Consider the following 20,015-nt stretch of genomic DNA (forward strand, 5'->3'; position numbering starts at 1 on the left):
GGGCGGGCACGTGCACACACCCTCCTGCTCCCGGGAAAGCCCCGAGAGCCGTTCTAGTCCGAAGGAGGTGGGTAAGTGACGCACCAGTACGAACTCATGGTCATTCTGACCCCCGAGATCGACGAGCGCCAGGTCGCACCTACGCTCGACAAGTTCCTCAAGGTCATCACCAACGATGGTGGCTCTATCGAGAACGTCGACATCTGGGGCAAGCGCCGTCTGGCCTACGAGATCCAGAAGAAGAACGAGGGCATCTACGCCGTCGTCAACTTCACCGCGACCAGCGAGGCCACGCAGGAGCTCGACCGCCAGCTGAAGCTGAACGAGCAGATCATGCGCACCAAGGTCCTCCGCGCCGAAGAGGCACAGGCGATGATCGCCTCCGAGGCCAAGCGCTCCGAAGAGAAGGCTGCCCGCAAGGCGGCCAAGGCTGCGAAGGCCTAAGTCCCATGGCAGGCGAAACCGTCATCACCGTGGTGGGAAACCTCACGGCCGACCCCGAACTGCGGTACACGCAGAACGGGCTGCCGGTGGCGAACTTCACCATCGCATCGACGCCTCGGAACTTCGACCGTGCCGCGAATGAGTGGAAGGACGGCGAAGCGCTGTTCCTCCGTGCATCCGTGTGGCGCGAGTTCGCCGAGCACGTGGCGGGTTCGCTGACGAAGGGCATGCGCGTCATCGCGCAGGGCCGTCTGCGTCAGCGCTCCTACCAGGACCGCGAGGGCAACCAGCGCACCGCGATCGAGCTGGAGGTCGACGAGATCGGCCCCTCGCTGCGCTACGCGACCGCGCAGGTCACCCGCGCTGCCTCGAACGGCGGTGGCGGCGGAGGACAGTCTCGCCCCGCGCAGCAGCAGGTGTCGGAGGAGCCGTGGTCCACGCCCGGTTCTTCGACCAGCGCCGATGCCTGGAGCACTCCGGGCAGCTTCGGCGACGACACCCCGTTCTGAACAACTTCTGGATCCGGCCCTCACGGTCGGCATCCGCTCATCACTAAGGAAAAACAATGGCTGGAAAGTCGAGCGGCGACCGCCGCAAGCCGCGGAAGGGCGCGAAGAACGCCGCTCCCGCGAAGTCCATCCGGGTCGGTGTCATCGATTACAAGGATGTCGCCACCCTTCGCAAGTTCGTCTCGGAGCGCGGCAAGATCCGCGCCCGTCGTATCACCGGTGTCTCGGTGCAGGAGCAGCGTCTGATCGCCACGGCGATCAAGAACGCACGCGAGATGGCTCTCCTGCCCTACGCTGGCGCCGGCCGGTAAGGGGTATCGAGATGGCAAAGCTGATTCTCACGAACGAGGTCGCCGGGCTCGGTAGCGCCGGTGACGTGGTCGAGGTCAAGAACGGGTACGCCCGCAACTACCTCATCCCCCAGGGCTTCGCTACGGCGTGGACCCGCGGTGGCGAAAAGCAGGTCGCATCGATCCAGGCCGCGCGTCAGGCACGCGCGATCCACGATCGTGACGACGCTGTCGCACTGAAGAACGCTCTCGAGGGCACGAAGGTGCGCCTCACGGTCAAGGCCGGCAAGGAGGGTCGTCTCTTCGGCTCCGTCAAGACCGACCACGTCGCGGATGCCGTCGCAGCCGCCGGCCTGGGTTCGATCGACAAGCGCAAGGTGCACATCCCTTCGCCCATCAAGGTGACCGGAGACCACGAGGCGACCGTGCGTCTGCACGAAGACGTCACCGCAGTCATCACGCTGCAGGTCGTCGCCGCCAAGTAAGGCACATCCCGAACGCCCCCTGTCCTCCGGGACGGGGGGCGTTCTGCGTTTCGGGGCACGACGCGATCCGGTGTCTCACCGCTGCGGCTCCTCGAACCGCGCTGCCTGACGCGTAGACGCGGTTCGCGAGCGCATGCGTTCTCCCGAAGCGTCAGTCTGAACGATGGGATAGCGACGTTCGGTGCGAAGTCTGGCCGAAAGTCATGGGCGGATCGACGTAATGACGAGGCATGTCCTCTCGTCTCTTCAGTGGGAGCAGCGCTCGGCCGATCACGGGCGGGCGGGTGGAGGGAATCATGAACGGTCGATACGGAGTGACCCAGCTCTTCGAAGAGCTGGAGGTCGAACGCGGCGCGAGTGTGCAGAGCATCACGGCGCGAGTCTCTGTGCTGCTCGGTGTCGACATCGAGGTCGATGTGCTGGACGACGAGGAGTGGAAGACCGTCCCGCGGTTCGTGCTCGTCGATGGCGACCGTGCGAGGATCGCGCTGCGGGGGTCCGATCCACGGTGGTATCGGCTGCACGTCGTCGCGCACGAGCTCGCACACCTGCTGTGCGGACATTCGCAGTGCGCCGCGCTGCCCATGGCGTTCGGCGATCCAGGGGCGTCGGTCGCCTCGGACACGGTCGCCGTCGAGGTCCTGCGTCAGCAAGAAGACGAGGCGGACGCGGTCTCGCGTCGGTTGTGCACATTCGTCCGCACGCCGAGCCTCGCTCCCGCGCACTCGGTGCCCTGCTGAGCCGTCGTTCATCGACCCTCGACGATTGATCGCTCCGCCGGGCTCCAGGGCGCGACGGATGCCCCGCGGTGGGGCCACGGGGCATCCGTGCTTCAGCGCCGGCGTCGTGTGACGGGGTGAGCTGGGGGCTCCGCCTCCGTCGACGTGGGGTTGGACGCAGCGGCGCACCGGCGGCGCAGGGTCTCCTCCCCCGAGGACGACCGCACCGCCGGGGTCGGCGCTACGCCGTCAGTCGACGACGCAGGAGTGTTGCACCCCCGAGGAGGAGCAGCAGGGCCGCGAGGGCCATCAGCCCGCCCGAGGAGGCACCACCGGTCATCGCGAGGCCCGTCGCCTGCCCGGTGACGGCTGCGCCCGAAGCACTGACCGAACCGGTCGAGGCGACCGGAGTCGTGCCGGGGTCGGTTCCGGGGTCCGTTCCAGGGTCGGTTCCGGGGTCGGTTCCGGGGTCCGTTCCAGGGTCGGTGCCGGGGTCGGTGCCCGGGTCCGTTCCAGGGTCGGTGCCGGGGTCGGTGCCGGGGTCGGTCACGGTCGCCTCGCCGACCACGGAGATGGCGTTGCCGCCCACCGTGATCGGAAGGGAGATCGGAAGACCCACCTGGGTACCGCCGAGGGTGCTGTCGTCTCCGGAGGTGGTGTTGCCTCCGGTGGTGGGGCCGGCCGGGGTGGTGGTGCCGCTTCCGGTGGTGCGGGTGACGGTGGCGTCGTCGAGCACGGAGATCGCGTTGCCGGTCACGCCGATGGGGGCGGTGATGGGTGCGGTGATCTGGGTACCGCCGAGGGTGCTGTCGTCACCGGTGGTGGTGTTCCCTCCGTTCGTGGGGCCGGCCGGGGCGGTGGTGCCGCTTCCGGTGGTGCGGGTGACGGTGGCGTCGTCGAGCACCGAGATCGCGTTGCCGGTCACGCCGATGGGGGCGGTGACGGGTGCGGTGATCTGGGTGCCGCCGAGGGTGCTGTCGTCACCGCTCGTGCTCGGCCCTGAGGGGGGAGCGGACGACCCGGTCGCAGCCGAGCCGCCGGACGCGGCAGAGCTGGTGTCTCCGAGCAGTGAGATCGCGTTGCCCGACACCGTGACCGGTGCCGTGATGGGCGCGACCGCCTGGGTGCCGCTGGCGATGCCGTCGCCTCCCGACGTCGTGGCGCCGCCGGAACCAGAGGTCGCCGGTGCTGCGGCGCCCTGACCGGTGGGTGCGGTGCTGTCGGTGTCTCCGAGCAGCGACACGGCGTTGCCCGTGACGGTGATCGGGGCGTTGACCGCGAGGAGCGCCTGCGTGCCCGAGAGCACCCCGTCCGCACCGTTCGTGGTCACGAGAGGCGCCCCGGCCGGTGCCGCGGTCTGGGGAGCCGGGCTCTGGGGAGTCGCGGCCGGGGCGCTGGTCGAGGACGTGTCGGTGAGGCTCACGGCGTTGTTCGTCACGGTGACGGGGAGGTTCACGGTGACGACCGCCTGGGTGCCGGATGCCGTGCCCGACTCTCCGCTGGTCGCGGGAGCCGGGGCCGGGGCGGGGGCTGGCGCGGGCGCGGGTGCCGGGGCCGGAGCAGGGGCAGGTGCGGAGGTCACCGCATCGCCGAGCACCGAGATCGCGTTGCCCACGACCGAGATCGGTGCGGTGATCGCGGTCTCCGCTTGCGTGCCGGAGAGCAGTCCGTCGTCTCCGGTGGTCTCGGCCGCATTCGCGGCCGTCGCGCCGAGGAGCGTGATGCCCCCGGCGATGAGCGTGCCCCACAGGGCTCGCTTGAGGTAAGTGCGCATGATCTTTCTCCTGACTGGATGAGCGTCTGATGGGTGCGCGCGATGAGAGTGCGCGCGCAGCACGGCATCTGTCGTTCCCACGGGGAACGACGTGACGATCCGTCAGTCGGGAGAGACGTCGGTGTCGGCGACCGGCGACGAAGGAAGGACGTCGTCGGGTGCGCCGGTGGTTCGCTCGCCAGCACGGAGCGGAGAAGCGTCCACGTCGCCGAGGCGCGCGTGGGCAGGACCTGCTCCTCCACCGGAGCCGGCAGAGGAAGACGCGGGAGAAGGTGCCCCTGGCGGGTTCCCGCTCGGGGGTCCGGAAGGCACAGGGGTGGTGTCGTCGACGGCGTGAGTCGTGCCATCGACGCCGAGGGTCACGGCGGCGGGCGGAGTTCCGACCTCCCGTCGGTCCAGGATGCCGGGAGAGGTCTCTGCCGCCCTTGTCGCTCGCGCGCTCGTGGTCGTCACAGATGCCGCGACCACGGTGTCCGGCAGGGGTTCGGCGGGCTCTGTCACTCCGCCGGGGTCGCCGTCGCCGGGAGTCGTCGGAACGAGTGCCTCGAGCACGGGCGGGACCGTCTCGGTCGTCACGTCGCCGAGAAGCGCGGTCGTGTCGTCGATCACGCCGACGAGGTCGCCGACGGCTGACGTGATCCCGAGGTCGGAGACCAGGTCGCCCACCACAGGGAGCCCGGAGACGGTGTCGAGGATCGGATCGGTGATCTGTGCGACCGGGGCGTTCGTGATGGCCTCGGCGACGGGTGCGACGACCGCTGCCGTCGCCTCCGAGACGGTCTGTGCGACGGGGGCCACGGCCGGTCCGACGACCGGGGCCGCGACGACCGGCTGCGTCACCGCGGCGACCACCGGGGGAACTGTGTGCTGCACGGGGGCGACCACCTGCGTGACGACGGGCGCGACCACCTCGGTGACGACCGGGGCGACGGGGGCCGTGACGGCCGACACCGTCTGGCTCACGAGGGAGGTGAGTCCGTCGAGCGGACCGTCATCCTGATCGTCCGCGTGCGCGGATCCGCCGCCGAGAAGGACCGTCAGCGTCGCCCAGGCGAGCACACCGATCCCACCCCAGAGGACGGCGGCAGGAACGCCGCGTCGGGTGGCCCGAACGTCCACGTCGACCTCCCCCTCCGAAGGCAACGTACATCGACACAGGTGCGTCGATTGCGGGTGACGATACTCGCGAGAAGCCGTCCTGTCTAGGGGGTGCGAGGCGAGTTTCCGGGGATGTACGGGTATGACGCGCCCGGAGAAATCTCGGCTTGACTTTCCCCAGGTTCTACACATCCCCGTTCGAGACGAGCAACCTTCAACGCGCGATTTAAACTGATTCTCATCCACAGGTTGGGGAAAGCGGAATCACCTGTTCAGCGGAGTAAAAATAGTTCGAGACGCACACCCTCCACGGAGTTATCCACATCCGTTGTGCACAGACACTCCGACTTTGTCCGCACGCTTTCCACATGGTTATCCACAGGCCGTGTTGCATGGCGAAAGGGTCGCTCGTAGCGTGGGCGAGCGACCGAATGTCGGAGGCACCTGTTTCGCTGTTCAGGGTGGCGCGACGGCCGAGCACCATACGGCCCCGCCGCCGACGCGTCTCATCAGGACATCGCATCGGAAACGTCGCATCGAAGGGAAAATAGTGTCGATCGCCGACATCTCACAGGAGCGCCTGGGAGGGCAGCGTCCGCCGGAGCGCACGCCTCCGCACGACCTTCTCGCCGAGCAGAGCGCGCTCGGTGGAATGCTCCTGTCGAAGGATGCCGTCGCCGATGTGATCGAGACGCTCAAGGGTGCCGACTTCTACGTCCCGAAGCACGAGCTCATCTTCGAGGCGATCCTCTCCCTGTACTCGCACGGTGAGCCCACCGACGTCGTCGCCGTCACCGACGAGCTCATCAAGACGGGCGAACTGGGCCGAGCAGGTGGCGCCGACTATCTGCACACCCTCACCTCCATCGTCCCGACGGCGGCCAACGCCGGCTACTACGCGGGCATCGTGTCGGAGCGGGCGATCCTCCGACGCCTCGTCGACGCCGGCACGCGTATCGTCCAGCTCGGCTACGCGGGCGAGGGAGACGCGACCGACATCGTCAACAACGCCCAGGCCGAGATCTATTCGGTCACCGGCGCCGAGACCGCAGAGGACTACGTCCCGCTGCAGATCGCGGTCGACGCGGCCCTCGAAGAGATCGAGGCGGCCAGCGGCCGCGACGGATCGATGACCGGCGTGCCCACAGGCTTCCGCGAGCTCGACGAACTCACCAACGGATTGCACGGCGGCCAGATGATCGTAGTCGCCGCCCGCCCCGCGATGGGAAAGTCGACGCTCGCTCTCGACTTCGCCCGCGCGGCATCCATCGGGCACGATCTCCCCTCTGTGTTCTTCTCGCTCGAGATGGGCAAGAGCGAGATCGCGATGCGACTGCTCAGCGCCGAGGGCCAGATCCCGCTGCAGAACATGCGAAAGGGCAACCTCGACCCTCGCGACTGGACGACCGTCGCCGCGACCCGAGGCCGCATCAACGACGCCCCTCTCTACATCGACGACAGCCCGAACATGACGCTCGTCGAGATCCGCGCGAAGTGCCGTCGCCTCAAGCAGCGCGAAGGCCTGCGCATGGTCATCATCGACTACCTGCAGCTGATGACCTCGGGCAAGCGCGTCGAGTCGCGCCAGCAGGAGGTCTCGGAGTTCTCGCGAAGCCTCAAGCTGATCGCCAAGGAGCTCCAGGTGCCGGTCATCGCCCTGTCGCAACTGAACCGTGGTCCCGAGCAGCGTCAGGACAAGAAGCCCGCGATCAGCGACCTGCGAGAGTCCGGCTCGATTGAGCAGGACGCCGACATGGTCATCCTCCTGCACCGCGACTCGGTCTACGACAAGGACGTGCGTCCGGGTGAGGCCGACCTGATCGTCGCCAAGCACCGCAACGGCCCGACCGCGACCATCACCGTCGCATTCCAGGGCCACTACTCGCGCTTCGCCGATATGGCCCCCGGCGGCGACTTCAACTGAGTCGGCAGCGTCGGGGGCGAATCGCCGGCCGCCGGTGACGTGAGACGAGCAGGTGTCGAACGCCGACCCCGATGACCGTCACCTCACTGACGTTCGTCAGCTCGGGCGAGAGTCCGGGGGAGCGGGGACGGCGACGCGAGGCAGCGCCCTGGTCGCCGCTCCCGTGATCGCGACGACGGCCGCGAGTGCGCCGAGGCCGATCGGAAGAGTCGCCGCGACGGCGACGCCGCCCACGAGCAGCGGTCCTCCGGCGTCGCCGAGCTCCCGCCCGAGCTCGGCGGTGCCCATGGTGCGGCCCATCCGTTCCGGCGGCGTCGTGTCGGCCAGGTGCGCGAACGCGAAGGGCGTGGCGAGACCGATTCCGACCCCGAGCAGAGCCGCCGCCCCGTAGAGCACGGGCAGTGACGGCCAGAACGCCGCGAGGAGGATGCCGGCCGCGACGATCTCCACGCCGAGTGTCATCCCCGCCCTGTCGCTCAGGCGGCCGCTGTCGCGGAGTCTTCCGGCGAAGGGTTGGGTGAGCGCCGAGGTCAGCGCCAGCACGGAGGCGATCGCGATGCTCGCGAACAGCGGAGCGTCGTGACTGCTCGCGAGCGCGGGGAGGAAGCCGATCGCAGCTCCCAACGCGCCGGTGGACGCCGCGAGGACCAGCGTGGGAACGAGGAACCCCCGTGCGGTCGTCTGCCGTGCGAGGTCGGCGATCGTGTAGCGGGGGCGGGGCAGCGGCTCGACCCGGGGGAGGGCGATGGCCACCCAGACGGCGGTGGCGATGGCGACCGCGCTCAGGCAGACGAAGAGGAGCGCGAAGCCGCCGAGGAAGATCAGCGCGGCGCCGAGGAGCGGGCCCAGGGTGTAGCCGAGACCCTTCCAGGAACCGTACCGGCCGAAGTACCTGCCCTTCGAGCCGGCGCCGGCCAGACGTGCGACCGTCGCCGAGGACGCGGGGGAGAAGGCGGATGCCGCCGCTCCCTGGCCGAGCCGAGCGATCGCCAGGGCGACCGTGCTCGACGACCACACCCCGACGAGCGACACGAATCCGAACGCGAGGAGCCCGACGACGATCACGGGCTTGGGGCCGATCCTGTCGGCGATGGAGCCGAACACGGGCTTGAGGAACACCTCGGCGAGGTCGTAGATCGCCAGCAGGGCGCCGAGTCGGAGCAGGTCGAGACCGATGTCGTCGCTGCTCGCGCCGAGGCCCGCCGCGATGCTGTGAGCGCCGAAAGCGGTGACGAAGCCCGCGGCGTAGAGGGGGGCGATGGCACCCGTCCTGGGCTCGGGGCCTGGCGCCGTCATGCGTGCACGGCCTGATACACGAGGTCGGCGAACCGGCCGAGGTCCGCTCCGCATGCGGCGAGCTCGCGATCGGCCTCCTTCGACGCCGGCGACTCGAACACGTCTCGGCTGCGCAGGGTGCGATGCCAGCGCTGCAGGCGGTCGAGACTCTGCTCCTCCTCCTCGAGCTCCGCGAGCGTGAACTTCTTCTTCTCGATCTCGCGCGCGATCTCCGCCCGGTACTTCACGCAGTCGGCGACGAACTCCGACCAGTCGTCGGCGCGCGCGGCGTCGAACAGCTCGCGAAGCGCGGCGGTGTCACCCCCGTCGGTCTGGGTGCGCAGCACCAGGATGTCGCCGTCTCCACGCTGCGCGAGCGTCCTGGCACGTTCCACCCCGGCGGCGCACGCGGGAACATCCGGTGCGACCCAGGTGCCCTGACCCGCGGGCACGGCACCGAACTGGCGCAGTTCCCGCCAGACGGCCACGCGATGCCGCGACGGCGTCGCAGGCACCTGCACCAACAGGACGAGCCATCCGTCGGAATCTGTCACATCAAGAACTGTAACAGCTGTTACAACGGAGTCGGGGAGTGCATGAGCGGCAGATGTCCCCGAGGGTCGCTACGGTCGACGAGGAAGATGCTCGGACGGCACCGGAAGAGGTGGGCCATGTTGGCAGGAGCGCGCACAGACCGCCGCGTGCGCGATGGGTACACGGCCCGCGCGACCGAATACACCGAACTCTTCGGCGACGTCGCGCAGCTCGACGCGAGAGACCGAAAGCGCATCGTTGGATGGGCGGACGAGATCGACGGACCCATCCTCGACGCGGGGTGCGGCCCCGGACAGTGGACCGCGTACCTCGCCGATCGGGGGCGGGAGGCGCAGGGCATCGACCTGGTGCCCGCGTTCGTCGCGACCGCGTCGGCGCGATTCCCGCACGTCTCCTACCGCGTGGCATCGTTGCTCGACGCCGGCGTCCGCCCCGGCTCCCTCGGGGGTGTTCTCGCCTGGTACTCGCTGATCCACGCGAGCCCGGACGAGTTGCCGACGCTCCTCACCGCCGCGCGGTGCGCGATCCGTGAGGGCGGAGGGCTGCTGGTCGGCTTCTTCGACGGGGTGGACGGCGAGGCGTTTCCCCACGCGGTGACGACGGCGCACTACTGGTCGCGGCCCGGCATGTCGGCACAGCTCGAGCGGGCCGGATTCGTCGTCGTCGACAGCGAAGCCAGGGTGGACGAGGGTCGCCGACCGCACGCGTCGATCAGTGCGCTCGCGGTCTGAGCCGCTGGCATCGCCGGCACGTCCGCGGGAATCGAACCCGCGCGGAGAGCGGTTCTGCGGCTATGCTCGTGTTTGCTATAGCAAATCGCCTTCCAAGGGGACACATGACCACGGTCGCTCGCATCGAAACCGCCACGGCACAGCTCCCGCTGCCGGCGCCGCTCCAGCTCGGGGCCATGACCGTCGCGCGACGCGAGTACAGCGCCGTCCAGGTGACTGACGCCGATGGCATCGCGGGTGTCTCGTACTGCCTCTCCCGTGAGGCGCCGATGGCCGAGATCGTCGAGCGTCTCGTGGCCGCGCACGCACGGGGAGCCGACGCCGACGACCCCACATCGACCTGGAACCGGATGCTGCGGGGGAGCGCGATCGTCGGACGCGTCGGACTCGTCCGTCGAGCGATCGGGCTCGTCGACATCGCGCTGTGGGACGTCGCTGCTCGTCGCGCCGGTGTGCCGCTGTGGCAGCTCCTCGGCACGGGGGACGCCCCCCGCGACTCGATCCTCGTCGCGGCGTATCCCTCTCCCGACCGCACTCCCCGCGAGGTCGCCGACGAGGTGCTCGCCCAGGCGGACGGATGGGCGAACGTGAAGATCTCGCGCGTCGCCGACCCCGCGTACATGCGCGAACTGCTCGCGCTCTTGAACAGCGAACTGCCCGCGCAGACCGGCCTCATCGTCGATGTCGGCTTCGGCTGGCCCGACGCCGAGACCGCGCTCGCGGAGATCGCGCGGTGGGGCGACCCGCGTCTCACCTGGCTCGAGGATCCGCTGCTCCCCGAGGACGCCGCGGGCTGCGCCCGCATCCGTCGCGAGTCCGGTCTCGCCGTCTCGGTCGGCGACGAGGTGACGGACCCGGCCGTGCTCCATGCCCTCGTCGAGGAAGGCGGCGTGGATGCCCTCCGCCTCGACGTCGTGGCCATCGGCGGCATCACGCCCGCGCTCGAGATGACCGCCTGGGCGTCGGCACGTGAGGTGCCCGTCTCGGGCCACGTCTATCCGGAGGTCACCGCGCACCTGGGCATCGGCGTCGAGACTTTCGCCCGCGGACGCAACCCCTACGACCCCGCGCCGTCCTTCATCGTCGGCGGTCCCTCGTTCGAGGGTCGGGTGCGCCCGACGGATGCACCGGGACTCGGCTTCACGCTCGATCCGTCCGTCTTCGCCTTCGAAAGGGGCCTCTCATGATCGAATCCGCACGCAGCGTCGTGGTGACGGGCAGTGGCAAGGGCATCGGTCGCGCGATCGCGGAGCGCCTGACGGCCGACGGATGGATCGTCGTGGGGCTCGAGCGTTCACCGGGGTCGGGGACGCTCGAGGAGGGCATCGTGGCGGAGGTCGTGCTCGGTGACGCGTCGGAGCGCAGCGCCCACCAGCGGGCGGCGGAGGCCGCCCTCGCCAGAGCACCGCTGGCAGGGTGGGTCAACAACGCCGGCATCACGAAGCACACGCCGCTGCACGAACTGGATGAAGACGTCGTGCGCGAGATCCTCGGGATCAATGGCTTCGGCTACATCTGGGGGTGCTCGACGGCCGTCTCGGCGTTCATCGACCAGGGCCTGCCCGGGGCGATCGTCAACGTCGGCTCGATCCACGGCCGCGCCAGCCACCCGCACCACGGCGCGTACGAGTTCACCAAGGGTGGCATCGATGCCCTGACCCGCAGCGTGGCGGTGAGCTACGGCCGGCTCGGCATCCGCGCCAACACGGTGGCACCGGGAGGGGTGCGCACCCCGCACCTCGAGGCGAAGATCGCCGCATCGCCCGATCCCGAAGCCGAGGAACGCGGCCTCGCAGAGGGACCGCCCATGGGGCGCATCGCCCGTGCCGAAGAGGTGGCAGCCGTGACGGCCTTCCTGCTCTCGGACGAGGCCCCGTACCTCAGCGGCGAGTCCATCGCGGTGGACGGCGCCTGGACGGCCTCCTTCGGCTCCGTGGAGGTCGACCCGGCGTTGGCGGCACGGTTCCGCGGCGAGTGACACGACGAACCGACCGGGGGTCACGTCGACGTGTCACCGGAGCATCGCGGCATCCTCACGCTGGAAGCGGCTCCGGTACTCGCTGGGCGTGAGGCCGTACAGCGAGCGGAATCGGCGGCTCGCGTAGTTCGCGTCGTCCCATCCGACGGCCTGACCGACCTCGGAGACGTGCTTGTCGGTGAGGGCGAGCTGCGTCGCCGCGGCTTCGCCCCGTGCACGGGTGAGCCACGCCATGGGCGAGATGCCGACGTGCGTCTTGAAGACACGGTGCACGACGGCAGGGGAGAAGTTCGCGGCCTTGCTCAGGTCGGCGATGGTCCAGCGTGCGCTGAGATCGTCCTGCATGAGATTCATCATCGTGATGACAGCGCGTGCGATCGTGCTATCCGTGGCCGGTTGCGGGGAGAGCGCGAGTGCGCTGAACGAGTCGAGCACGCACGTCGCCAATCCGATCAGAGTCGGTGCGTGCGTGGAGCGCGAGTGCTGCATGATCTGACCGAGCCAGCCCAGGACCTGCAAGCACGATTCCTCGTCGAGTTCCCCGAGATTGGGTTCGCCGCCGAGCAGAGCCCGCGCGAGATCCGGGTATTCGACGATCCACGAGAGTTCGCGAAGCAGCAGCTCCGGGGCCAGATAGAGATTGAAGGTCCACAGGTCATCCGTGTCGCGATACGCATGCCAGGAGCCCGGACGGATGATGATCACAGACCCGTGCCGCAGCGGGCGGCGACCTTCGCGCGTCACATGCACACCCGTGCCGCGTGAGACGACGGCGATCTCCAGGTAGTCGTGCGTGTGCTCGGGGATGCCGCCGAGCGCGGGCACGTCGTTGGAGGCGATCGGGAGGGCGCCGGCGCGGAACACCTCGTAGCGCTGGATGGACGGGTAGCGGACAACCACCCGCTCACTTTCGCATAGCGGAGGATGTCTGGGAAGACACGCGGCAGGATCGTGCTAGTGATGAGCAGCATCGTGCTGGCAGGCCGCCCATGGTGCCGGACAGGATTGTCGATATCACCCGCTGGGCGACGACGCGAGACATCAGGGAGCAGTACACGCATGTTCAATGCCGAACAGAAGACCGCACCACCGGTGAGCGGCGCCTTCGCAGCGCCCCGCCGACGGCGGTGGCGCGGCGCGCACGTCCCCCTCTGGTTCATCGTTCCGGCCCTCCTCCTCTACGCCTTCGTCACCCTGGTGCCCTCGGCGCGGGGAACCGTCTTCGCGTTCTCGGACTGGGACGGCATCAGTCCCGACTTCGATCTCATCGGCTTCGGCAACTTCGTCGAGGTGTTCACCGATCCCCTGGCGACAGCGGCACTGCTGAACACCTTCGTGTTCGCCGCGATCACGATGGTCCTGCAGAACGTCCTCGGTCTGCTGCTCGCTCTGGCGCTCAACACGGTCGTCAAGAGCGGCGGGGTGCTGCGGACCATCTTCTTCGCTCCCGTCGTGCTGACACCGCTCGTGTGCGGCTACATCTGGAGCTATCTGCTCGCACCGACGGGCGGTGTCAACGCCGTACTCGGAGCTCTGGGTCTCGACTCGCTGCAGCAGAACTGGCTGGGTGACCCGCAGTTCGCTCTCGGGGCCGTATGCGTCGCCTACCTCTGGCAGTTCACGGGCTTCTCGATGGTCATCTACCTCGCCGGGTTGAAGTCCCTGCCGTCGGAGGTGATCGAGGCGGCGGTGATCGACGGCGCCGGGCCCGTCCGCCGGTTCTTCTCCGTGGTGCTCCCGCTCATCAACGGCGCGGTCGTCATCAACCTCCTCCTGACGCTCATCAACGGGCTGGCCCAGTTCGACCAGGTGTACGCGATGACAGGAGGCGGACCGGCGCGGGCCACCGAGACCATCTCGACCGTCGTGTACAAGGTCGGGTTCCAGGGAGGCGATGTGCCATACGCCACCGCCCTCGCCACCGTGATGGCGATCGTCGTCGCGGTGCTCGCCACGATCCAATACCGCCTCACCTCGAAGCAGGTCGACCGATGATCAATCGCTACACGGGACGCACCCTGTCGCTCGAGATCGCTCTGTGGGCGCTCGCGGCCGTCTTCCTCCTCCCGCTCTTCGCGCTCGTCAACCTCTCGCTCAAGGCGCCGCACAACCCGACCGGGGCCTTCGTCATCGCGGGCCAGTACAGCGTCGAGAACTTCGGCCGTGCGTGGCAGGACGGCCACCTGGGCGCCGCGCTCATGAACAGCGCGGTCGTGGCGGTGGCCAGCATCCTGCTGGTGCTCGTAGCCGCCTCGCTCGCCGCCTATCCTCTGGCACGGCTCGGATCCCGCTGGTCCCGCGGCATGTTCTACCTCTTCATGATCGGACTGGTGGTGCCCGCGCAACTGGGGGTGCTCCCGCTGTTCCTGAGCATGCGCGACCTCGGTCTCAACGGGAGCCTGCTCTCGGTGATCCTGGCCGGGGCCGGCAGCTCGATCCCGTTCGCCGTGTTCATCATCACGATGTTCCTCCGCGAGACTCCCCGCGACTTCGAAGAAGCGGCGTCCCTCGACGGATGCGGCCCGATCCGAACCTTCTGGCACATCGTGGTCCCGCTGCTGCGGCCGGCGATCGGCACCGTCGCGATCCTCAACGTGATCTCGATCTGGAACAGCTTCTTCATCCCGCTGCTGTTCCTCTCCGGGACCGGCAACGAGACGTTGCCCGTGCGCATCAGCGGATTCGTGCGCACCTACTATGCCGACTGGCCGGCGGTCTTCGCCGCGCTCCTGATCTCAGCCGCCCCGATCCTGATCGCGTACTTCCTTCTGCAGAAGTACATCATCCAGGGATTCGCCGGCGGTCTGAAGGGCTGAGACTCAGCCACCCCCCCTGCCCCACCCGAGAGGAAAACCCGCATGTTACAACGCAGTGCACCCGCGGCTGTCGGCATCGTCGCCGTCCTGGCCCTCACCGCCTGCTCGACCTCCGACGAACCCGCGAACACGGGCTCGGCCGGCGAGCAGACGACGCTCACCATCGCCACCGACAACGTCGTGCCGCTGCAGGCGGTCGTCGACGAGTTCGAGGCGGCTCATCCCGCGATCACCGTCGAGATCCAGGACGGCGGCAGCGACTACCCCACCTTCCTCCGCACGGGTCTCGCCGCCGGCACCGCCGCCGACGTCATCCGCACGTTCCCGGGCGCCGGCAACGTCGTGAGCGTGGTCCCCCTGGACGACGCCGCGCAGCTCGTCGATCTCAGCGGTGCCGAGTGGGCAGGAGAGCTGTCCCCGACGCAGAACAATCTCTTCGGCAACGGCGACAAACTGCTGTCGGTTCCCATCGGCGCGCTCGGCCTCGGACCCGTCTACAACGACCAGACGATGGAGGAGCTCGGCCTCGAGATCCCGGAGACGTACTCCGAAGTGCTCGACCTCTGCGCGGCGGCGAAGGACGCCGGCAAGGTGGCCTACACGATGTTCCTCAAGGGTGGCAGCGCCGTCCCGAGCTACGCGATGCTGGCGCCGCTGCTCTACGGACCGAACCCCGACTTCACGGTCGCGCAGATCGACGGCGAGGAGTCGTTCGCCGATTCCGCATGGGTGGACGCCTTCGCCATGCAGCAGGAGATGCTCGCCGCCGGATGCTTCAACGAAGGACCGACCGGCACCGAGTGGAACGTCTCCTTCGAACAGGTCGCGACGGGTCGGGCGCTCGCCACGTTCGCCTTCTCCGACACCACCTCGCTCGAAGAGGTCGCCCCCGAGGGCACCACCTTCTCGATCGCGGCCTTCCCCGTCGACGATTCGGGTGACAACTACCTCGCCGCGGCCGACTCGTCGGGATTCGGCATCAACGCGAAGTCGGACAACCAGGAGGCCGCGAAGGTCTTCATCGACTTCCTGGCGACCGCAGACGCACAGAACGCGTACGCGACCGCGTCGAAGGGCGCTCCTTCGCTGCCCAACGACTCGTTCACCCCCGACAGCCCGAACCAGGCGACGGTCCTCGAGTACGTCGTGTCGGGGAAGACGGCGACGTGGCCCGACCAGGGATGGCCAGGGACGGCGACCCAGCTCGAGCTGAACGAAGTGAGCCAGACGGTCATCCTCGGGTCGGACTCGCCGGAGGCGGCGGCGAAGCGGCTCGATGCGGCCTTCGCCAAGGACCTCGCCGACAACTAGCCCGTGAGGTGGCGGGCCGTGCCTGGCGCGCCACCTCACGCCCGTCCTCACGGAGAACGAGCTGATGCCGAACACCTTTTCCCGCCTGCGCGTCAACGGGCTCGAGTCTCCACTCGGCGTCGACTCGGCGTCGGTGCGTCTGAGCTGGGTCGCCGACGAACCGCTGCGGCCCGACGACACGATCATCGTGGAACTCGAGGGCGGATCGACCGACGAGCTTCCGCACGTGCTGGGTGCAGACGCGCGATCGATCGTGCTGCCCCGACCGACGAGCCGCCTGGTGCGATGGCGGGTGGGCGTGCAGCGCGACGGGCGAACACGATGGAGCGCCCGGCGTGGCTTCACGACGGCCCCGGATCTCGCCGCCGCAGGTGCGGAGTGGGTCGCCCACCCCGATGTCGCCATCGCGCGCGCCGAGCGCGACGACCGCACCGTGTGGTTCGCGTTCGCCATCGACTCACGGCCCTCCGACACCCGGACACTCCTGCACCTCGCCGCACCCGGCGTGGTCGAGGTGCGCGTCGACGGTCAGTCCCTGGCCGATGGCGTGCTCGGCCCCGGATACAGCGACCTGCGCACCGAGTGTTCGGCGGCGACGCATGACCTCGGCCCGCTCGATCCCGGACCCCACACGGTGACGGTCGAGATCGCATCAGGGCCGTACTGGATCTCCGACGACCCGGCACGCTACAGCAAGTTCGTCGCGCAGCATCAGGCCCCGCGGCTGCTCGCCATGATCGAGCAGTTCGGGGACGGCACCCGGACGACCACGACCGCGCCGGGCCGGACGCGCACGGGTCGAGGCGCGACGACCGCCGCGCACTGGTACGGCGGCGAGGACTTCGACGCGGCCGGCATCGAGCCCTGGCAGCACGACCTCGCAGATGCCGCAGCCGCCGTGGCCGTCGACGGCGGTGCCACGCGGATCTGGTGGCCGGAGCATCCGCCGCTCGCCGTCGTGGAGACCCGAGAGGAGCAATCCTCCTGGGAGGGGGCCCGGGGACGCGTCGTCGACTTCGGGGTGAATCTCGCGGGTGTGCCCGAGGTCCGGTGGCAGCCCCACCCCGCCGACCGCGTCCTGGAGCTGCACCCTGCCGAGCTGATCGGCCCCGACGGGGTCGATCAGGACAGCACGGGCACGCCGATCTTCGACAGCGTGCGCATCCCGGCAGGAGACTCCGGGTCGTGGTCGCCGCGCTTCGGCTATCACGGCTTCCGGTACGTGGAACTCCGCGGCCCGGCCGAGGGAGCGGAGGTCAGTGCCCACGTCGTTCGCGCCGCCAATGCGCGAGCGGGACGGTTCGAGAGCGGAGACCCCTTCCTGCAGAGGCTGCACGATGTCATCGACCGGGCCGTGCAGGGCAACATGCACAGCGTCTTCACCGACTGCCCGCACCGCGAGAAGCTCGGCTGGCTGGAACAGCTGCACTTCTGCTTCGACGCGATCGCCCGCGGCTACGACGTCGAGGCGCACCTGCGCGACATGTTGCACCACGCGAACGTCGCACAGCTGCCCTCGGGAGCCATTCCGAACATCGTCCCCGAGTTCGTCGATTTCAGCGGCCACGGCTATCTCGGCGACGACGATGCCTTCCGGTTCGACGTCAACTGGGGCGGCGTCATCGTGCACCTTCCGCTCGCGCACTACCGCGAGTACGGCGACCTGCGCGTCCTCGAGGACAACATCGCGGCGATGAAGGCGTACGTCGCGTATCTCGACAGTCGCGCGGTGGCCGGACTGATCGACTTCGGCCTCGGAGACTGGATCGCGATCGACGCGACCGCGCCCCGTGAGCTCGTCGCCTCTCACGGCTACCTTCGCGTGCTCGAAGCCGCCGAGGTCGTCGCGGGGGTCGTCGGTGATCCCGTCTGGGCGGCGGCCCTGAGGGAACAGATCCGAGTCGTCCTCCGCGCGCTGCGTCGATACGAGAGCCCCCGTCCGGGTGCAGGCCAGACCGAACTCGTGATCCTCTCTGACATCGCCGGCAAGCGCGGCGACTCCGCGGCGGCCGATGCCTTGTTCGGGCAGCTGCTCGCGCGCATCGAGGCGGACGGCGGCGCGTTCACGGTCGGCGAGGTCACCTTCGCCCTGCTCGTCGACATGCTGCACCGCCGCGGGCACGCCGAACTGGTCCACCGTACGATCGCGCGTACCGACGTTCCGGGATACGGCATGCAGCTCTCCCGCGGAGTGACGGCGCTCGCCGAGACCTGGTCGGCCGAGCGGCTGGCCGTGGGTGAGGGGTCCAACAACCACTTCATGCTCGGGATGATCGATCACTGGCTGCAGAGCGACGTCGCGGGTCTGCGTCAGAGCCCCACGTCGGTCGCCTGGCGGGCGGCGGTGATCGCTCCGGTCTTCCTGGCAGCCGTGCCGAGCGCCTCGTCGGTCTACCACTCGGCGAGTGGCACCTACCGGGTGGCGTGGCAGCGGGAGGGGCACCGCGTGCGGGTGGAGATCGACGTGCCGACGGACGGTCGGGCGAGAGTCCTGATCCCGGGCGTCGCGCCGCACGATATCGAGCCCGGTCGGCACGAGTACGTCACGGACGACTCCGACATCCCCGCAACCGCCGTCGAGGTGAGCACTCATGGTTGACGTCCGTCCCCACGCCCCGCAGTTCGTGTCGGCACTCGACGAGGACCGTGCGCTCCGAGCCTCGGTCGAGCGACTGCTCCGAGCGGACTACGAGGTGAGCGCCGTCATGCAGAGCACTCTCGCGAGCGACTGGCCGGGAGACCTGGCCGGACGCCTCCTGCTCTCTCTCGCCCGGTATGCACGTGCAGGGATGCCGACACTCGAGCGCGCGACCCTCCTGAACGAGGCCATGCTCGAGGCCCTGACGCCGCGCGGATACCTCGGTCCCGAGGTCGGGGAGATCCTCGACGAGCAGCAGGTCGCCTGTCACGGCTGGGTCGCCGCCGGCCTGCTGCAGTTCTTCCACGTCACCGGTGACGACCGCTCCCGGCGGGCGGCGCTCCGAGTGATCGACACGCTCATCGCGCCCGCTCTTCGGCGACGCGACTATCCGTGGGAGCGCGTCATCCCCGCGTTCGGCGGCGCTCCGTCGGGTACCGCCACCGAGGTGATCGACGGCTGGGCGGTGTCGAGTGACGTGTGGTGCGTGCTCCTGTCGTTGAACGCGCTCGTGCCGGCGGCGCTGCACGGCGGTCGATCCGACCTCGGGGCTCTCATCGTCGAGCTGACGCAGACCGTGAGCACACTGGACGTCGTCGCGCACAAGGCGCAGTTGCACGCCGTGCTCGCCGCCGCACGCAACCTCGCTGACTGGGCCGTCGGCACGGGCGACGAGCAGTCCGGGCAGACGGCCATGGCGCTCTACGACACGTACGCGCGCGAGGCCCGCACGCTCAACCACGCGACGTTCAACTGGTTCGGCCGACCGGACAGTTGGACGGAGCCGTGCGCGATCGTCGACTCGGTCGGCGTCGCGGGATCGCTCCACGCCCTCACCGGCGACGAACGCTACCGCACGGATATCGCCCGGATCGCCCACAACGGGCTGGCGTTCGCCGAGCGGCTCGACGGCAGCTTCGGTCTGGACACGATCGCCACACCGAGCGACCCGGTGCTCCGGGCGATCGAGCCCGATGCGCACTGGTGCTGCACCATCCGCGGGGCGATCGGGTTGCTCGAGTGCCGGGAGACCGCGGCGGTGTGGAACGGCGATGCGCTGGTGGTGCGCGACCTGTACTCCGGGACGCACCGCGCGCGCACGGAGGCGGGCGGATGGGGCATCCGCCAGATCACGCGATTTCCGCGCGAGGCGACCGTCGCCTTCACCGTCGTCGACGCGCCGGAGACGGCAGCGGACTTCGTGGTCGAGGTCGTGATGGAAGGGGTGACGCGTACGGTGTCGCTCCCGGCGCGGGTCGGCGCCACGCAGACCGTCGACCTCGCCTTCCCGCTGCGTCGCGAGCAGGTCGAAGGTGTCGAGGTCGAGCGCATGGGCCCCGTGCTCCGCGTGCGGGACCTCGACGTCCCTGAGGCGCCGCCGCGACTCCTGTCGGAGTTCACGGGCACTTTCCCCGGCGCGGACGGCCCGCGCCTGGACCTCGCATCCGACGCCGAGAGGCGGCGCTGA

At 69.2% G+C, this 20,015-nt stretch carries 19 protein-coding genes; 14 read left to right on the forward strand and 5 right to left on the reverse strand.

The window, feature by feature from the left end; translation table 11 throughout:
- Positions 1-75 precede the first annotated feature (75 nt).
- The 5 genes from rpsF to AB0E56_RS03580 all read left to right on the forward strand — a co-directional run bounded on the left by rpsF (position 76) and on the right by AB0E56_RS03580 (position 2,468).
- The gene (gene rpsF, locus AB0E56_RS03560) at positions 76-444 is read left to right on the forward strand and encodes a 30S ribosomal protein S6 (protein ID WP_183151330.1); all 369 of its coding nucleotides are present in this window, start codon (positions 76-78) and stop codon (positions 442-444) included.
- A 5-nt stretch (positions 445-449) separates the two neighbouring features.
- Positions 450-953 carry a single-stranded DNA-binding protein gene (locus AB0E56_RS03565; protein WP_183151329.1) on the forward strand — a complete coding sequence of 168 codons (504 nt, stop codon included), beginning with the start codon at positions 450-452 and terminating at the stop codon, positions 951-953.
- Between the two features lie 56 nt (positions 954-1,009).
- Positions 1,010-1,264, forward strand: a complete 255-nt coding sequence (gene rpsR, locus AB0E56_RS03570) for a 30S ribosomal protein S18 (protein ID WP_017203799.1) — start codon at positions 1,010-1,012, stop codon at positions 1,262-1,264.
- An 11-nt stretch (positions 1,265-1,275) separates the two neighbouring features.
- The gene (rplI, locus tag AB0E56_RS03575; RefSeq protein ID WP_359796707.1) at positions 1,276-1,728 is read left to right on the forward strand and encodes a 50S ribosomal protein L9; all 453 of its coding nucleotides are present in this window, start codon (positions 1,276-1,278) and stop codon (positions 1,726-1,728) included.
- Between the two features lie 296 nt (positions 1,729-2,024).
- Positions 2,025-2,468 carry a hypothetical protein gene (locus tag AB0E56_RS03580; protein ID WP_359796709.1) on the forward strand — a complete coding sequence of 148 codons (444 nt, stop codon included), beginning with the start codon at positions 2,025-2,027 and terminating at the stop codon, positions 2,466-2,468.
- Positions 2,469-2,688: 220 nt separating this feature from the next.
- Here the strand turns inward: AB0E56_RS03580 and AB0E56_RS03585 are convergent, their stop codons facing one another.
- Positions 2,689-4,221, reverse strand: a complete 1,533-nt coding sequence (locus AB0E56_RS03585; RefSeq protein WP_359796711.1) for a chaplin family protein — start codon at positions 4,219-4,221, stop codon at positions 2,689-2,691.
- Between the two features lie 102 nt (positions 4,222-4,323).
- Entirely contained in the window at positions 4,324-5,340 is a 1,017-nt protein-coding gene (locus tag AB0E56_RS03590) for a hypothetical protein (protein ID WP_359796712.1), read from the reverse strand.
- Between the two features lie 529 nt (positions 5,341-5,869).
- Here AB0E56_RS03590 and dnaB point away from each other — a divergent pair.
- Positions 5,870-7,243 (forward strand): replicative DNA helicase, encoded by a 1,374-nt coding sequence (gene dnaB, locus AB0E56_RS03595; RefSeq protein WP_359796714.1) that lies wholly within the window; start codon positions 5,870-5,872, stop codon positions 7,241-7,243.
- A 96-nt stretch (positions 7,244-7,339) separates the two neighbouring features.
- On the opposite strand, the gene AB0E56_RS03600 is transcribed toward dnaB, so the two are convergent.
- Positions 7,340-8,539: an MFS transporter gene (locus AB0E56_RS03600; RefSeq protein ID WP_359796715.1), complete on the reverse strand. Its 1,200-nt coding sequence runs from the start codon at positions 8,537-8,539 to the stop codon at positions 7,340-7,342.
- Complete coding sequence (locus AB0E56_RS03605; protein ID WP_359796717.1) at positions 8,536-9,072, reverse strand: Chromate resistance protein ChrB; 537 nt, start codon at positions 9,070-9,072, stop codon at positions 8,536-8,538. Before AB0E56_RS03605 ends, AB0E56_RS03600 begins: the two co-directional genes overlap by 4 nt.
- Before the next feature lie 117 nt (positions 9,073-9,189).
- Here AB0E56_RS03605 and AB0E56_RS03610 point away from each other — a divergent pair, with 117 nt between their 5' ends.
- The 3 genes from AB0E56_RS03610 (at position 9,190) to AB0E56_RS03620 (ending at position 11,782) form a co-directional block, all read left to right on the forward strand.
- Complete coding sequence (locus AB0E56_RS03610; protein ID WP_359796719.1) at positions 9,190-9,804, forward strand: class I SAM-dependent methyltransferase; 615 nt, start codon at positions 9,190-9,192, stop codon at positions 9,802-9,804.
- A gap of 104 nt (positions 9,805-9,908) precedes the next feature.
- Positions 9,909-10,991 carry an enolase C-terminal domain-like protein gene (locus tag AB0E56_RS03615; protein WP_359796720.1) on the forward strand — a complete coding sequence of 361 codons (1,083 nt, stop codon included), beginning with the start codon at positions 9,909-9,911 and terminating at the stop codon, positions 10,989-10,991.
- On the forward strand, positions 10,988-11,782 hold the full coding sequence (locus tag AB0E56_RS03620) for an SDR family oxidoreductase (RefSeq protein ID WP_359796722.1): 795 nt from the start codon (positions 10,988-10,990) through the stop codon (positions 11,780-11,782). The genes AB0E56_RS03615 and AB0E56_RS03620 overlap by 4 nt, the downstream gene beginning before the upstream one ends.
- A 33-nt stretch (positions 11,783-11,815) precedes the next feature.
- Here the strand turns inward: AB0E56_RS03620 and AB0E56_RS03625 are convergent, their stop codons facing one another.
- Positions 11,816-12,682 carry an AraC family transcriptional regulator gene (locus AB0E56_RS03625; RefSeq protein ID WP_359796724.1) on the reverse strand — a complete coding sequence of 289 codons (867 nt, stop codon included), beginning with the start codon at positions 12,680-12,682 and terminating at the stop codon, positions 11,816-11,818.
- Between the two features lie 159 nt (positions 12,683-12,841).
- Here AB0E56_RS03625 and AB0E56_RS03630 point away from each other — a divergent pair, with 159 nt between their 5' ends.
- The 5 genes from AB0E56_RS03630 (at position 12,842) to AB0E56_RS03650 (ending at position 20,015) form a co-directional block, all read left to right on the forward strand.
- Positions 12,842-13,777: a sugar ABC transporter permease gene (locus AB0E56_RS03630; RefSeq protein WP_359796726.1), complete on the forward strand. Its 936-nt coding sequence runs from the start codon at positions 12,842-12,844 to the stop codon at positions 13,775-13,777.
- Complete coding sequence (locus AB0E56_RS03635; protein ID WP_359796727.1) at positions 13,774-14,598, forward strand: carbohydrate ABC transporter permease; 825 nt, start codon at positions 13,774-13,776, stop codon at positions 14,596-14,598. The genes AB0E56_RS03630 and AB0E56_RS03635 overlap by 4 nt, the downstream gene beginning before the upstream one ends.
- A gap of 42 nt (positions 14,599-14,640) precedes the next feature.
- Positions 14,641-15,909 carry an extracellular solute-binding protein gene (locus AB0E56_RS03640; RefSeq protein ID WP_359796729.1) on the forward strand — a complete coding sequence of 423 codons (1,269 nt, stop codon included), beginning with the start codon at positions 14,641-14,643 and terminating at the stop codon, positions 15,907-15,909.
- 64 nt (positions 15,910-15,973) lie between these two features.
- A complete protein-coding gene (locus AB0E56_RS03645) occupies positions 15,974-18,508 on the forward strand; it encodes a family 78 glycoside hydrolase catalytic domain (protein WP_359796731.1) in 2,535 nt (844 codons plus the stop codon).
- Positions 18,501-20,015 (forward strand): hypothetical protein, encoded by a 1,515-nt coding sequence (locus AB0E56_RS03650; RefSeq protein WP_359796732.1) that lies wholly within the window; start codon positions 18,501-18,503, stop codon positions 20,013-20,015. Before AB0E56_RS03645 ends, AB0E56_RS03650 begins: the two co-directional genes overlap by 8 nt.

Source organism: Microbacterium sp. NPDC028030, assembly GCF_040637855.1.
Taxonomy (GTDB): Bacteria; Actinomycetota; Actinomycetes; order Actinomycetales; family Microbacteriaceae; genus Microbacterium.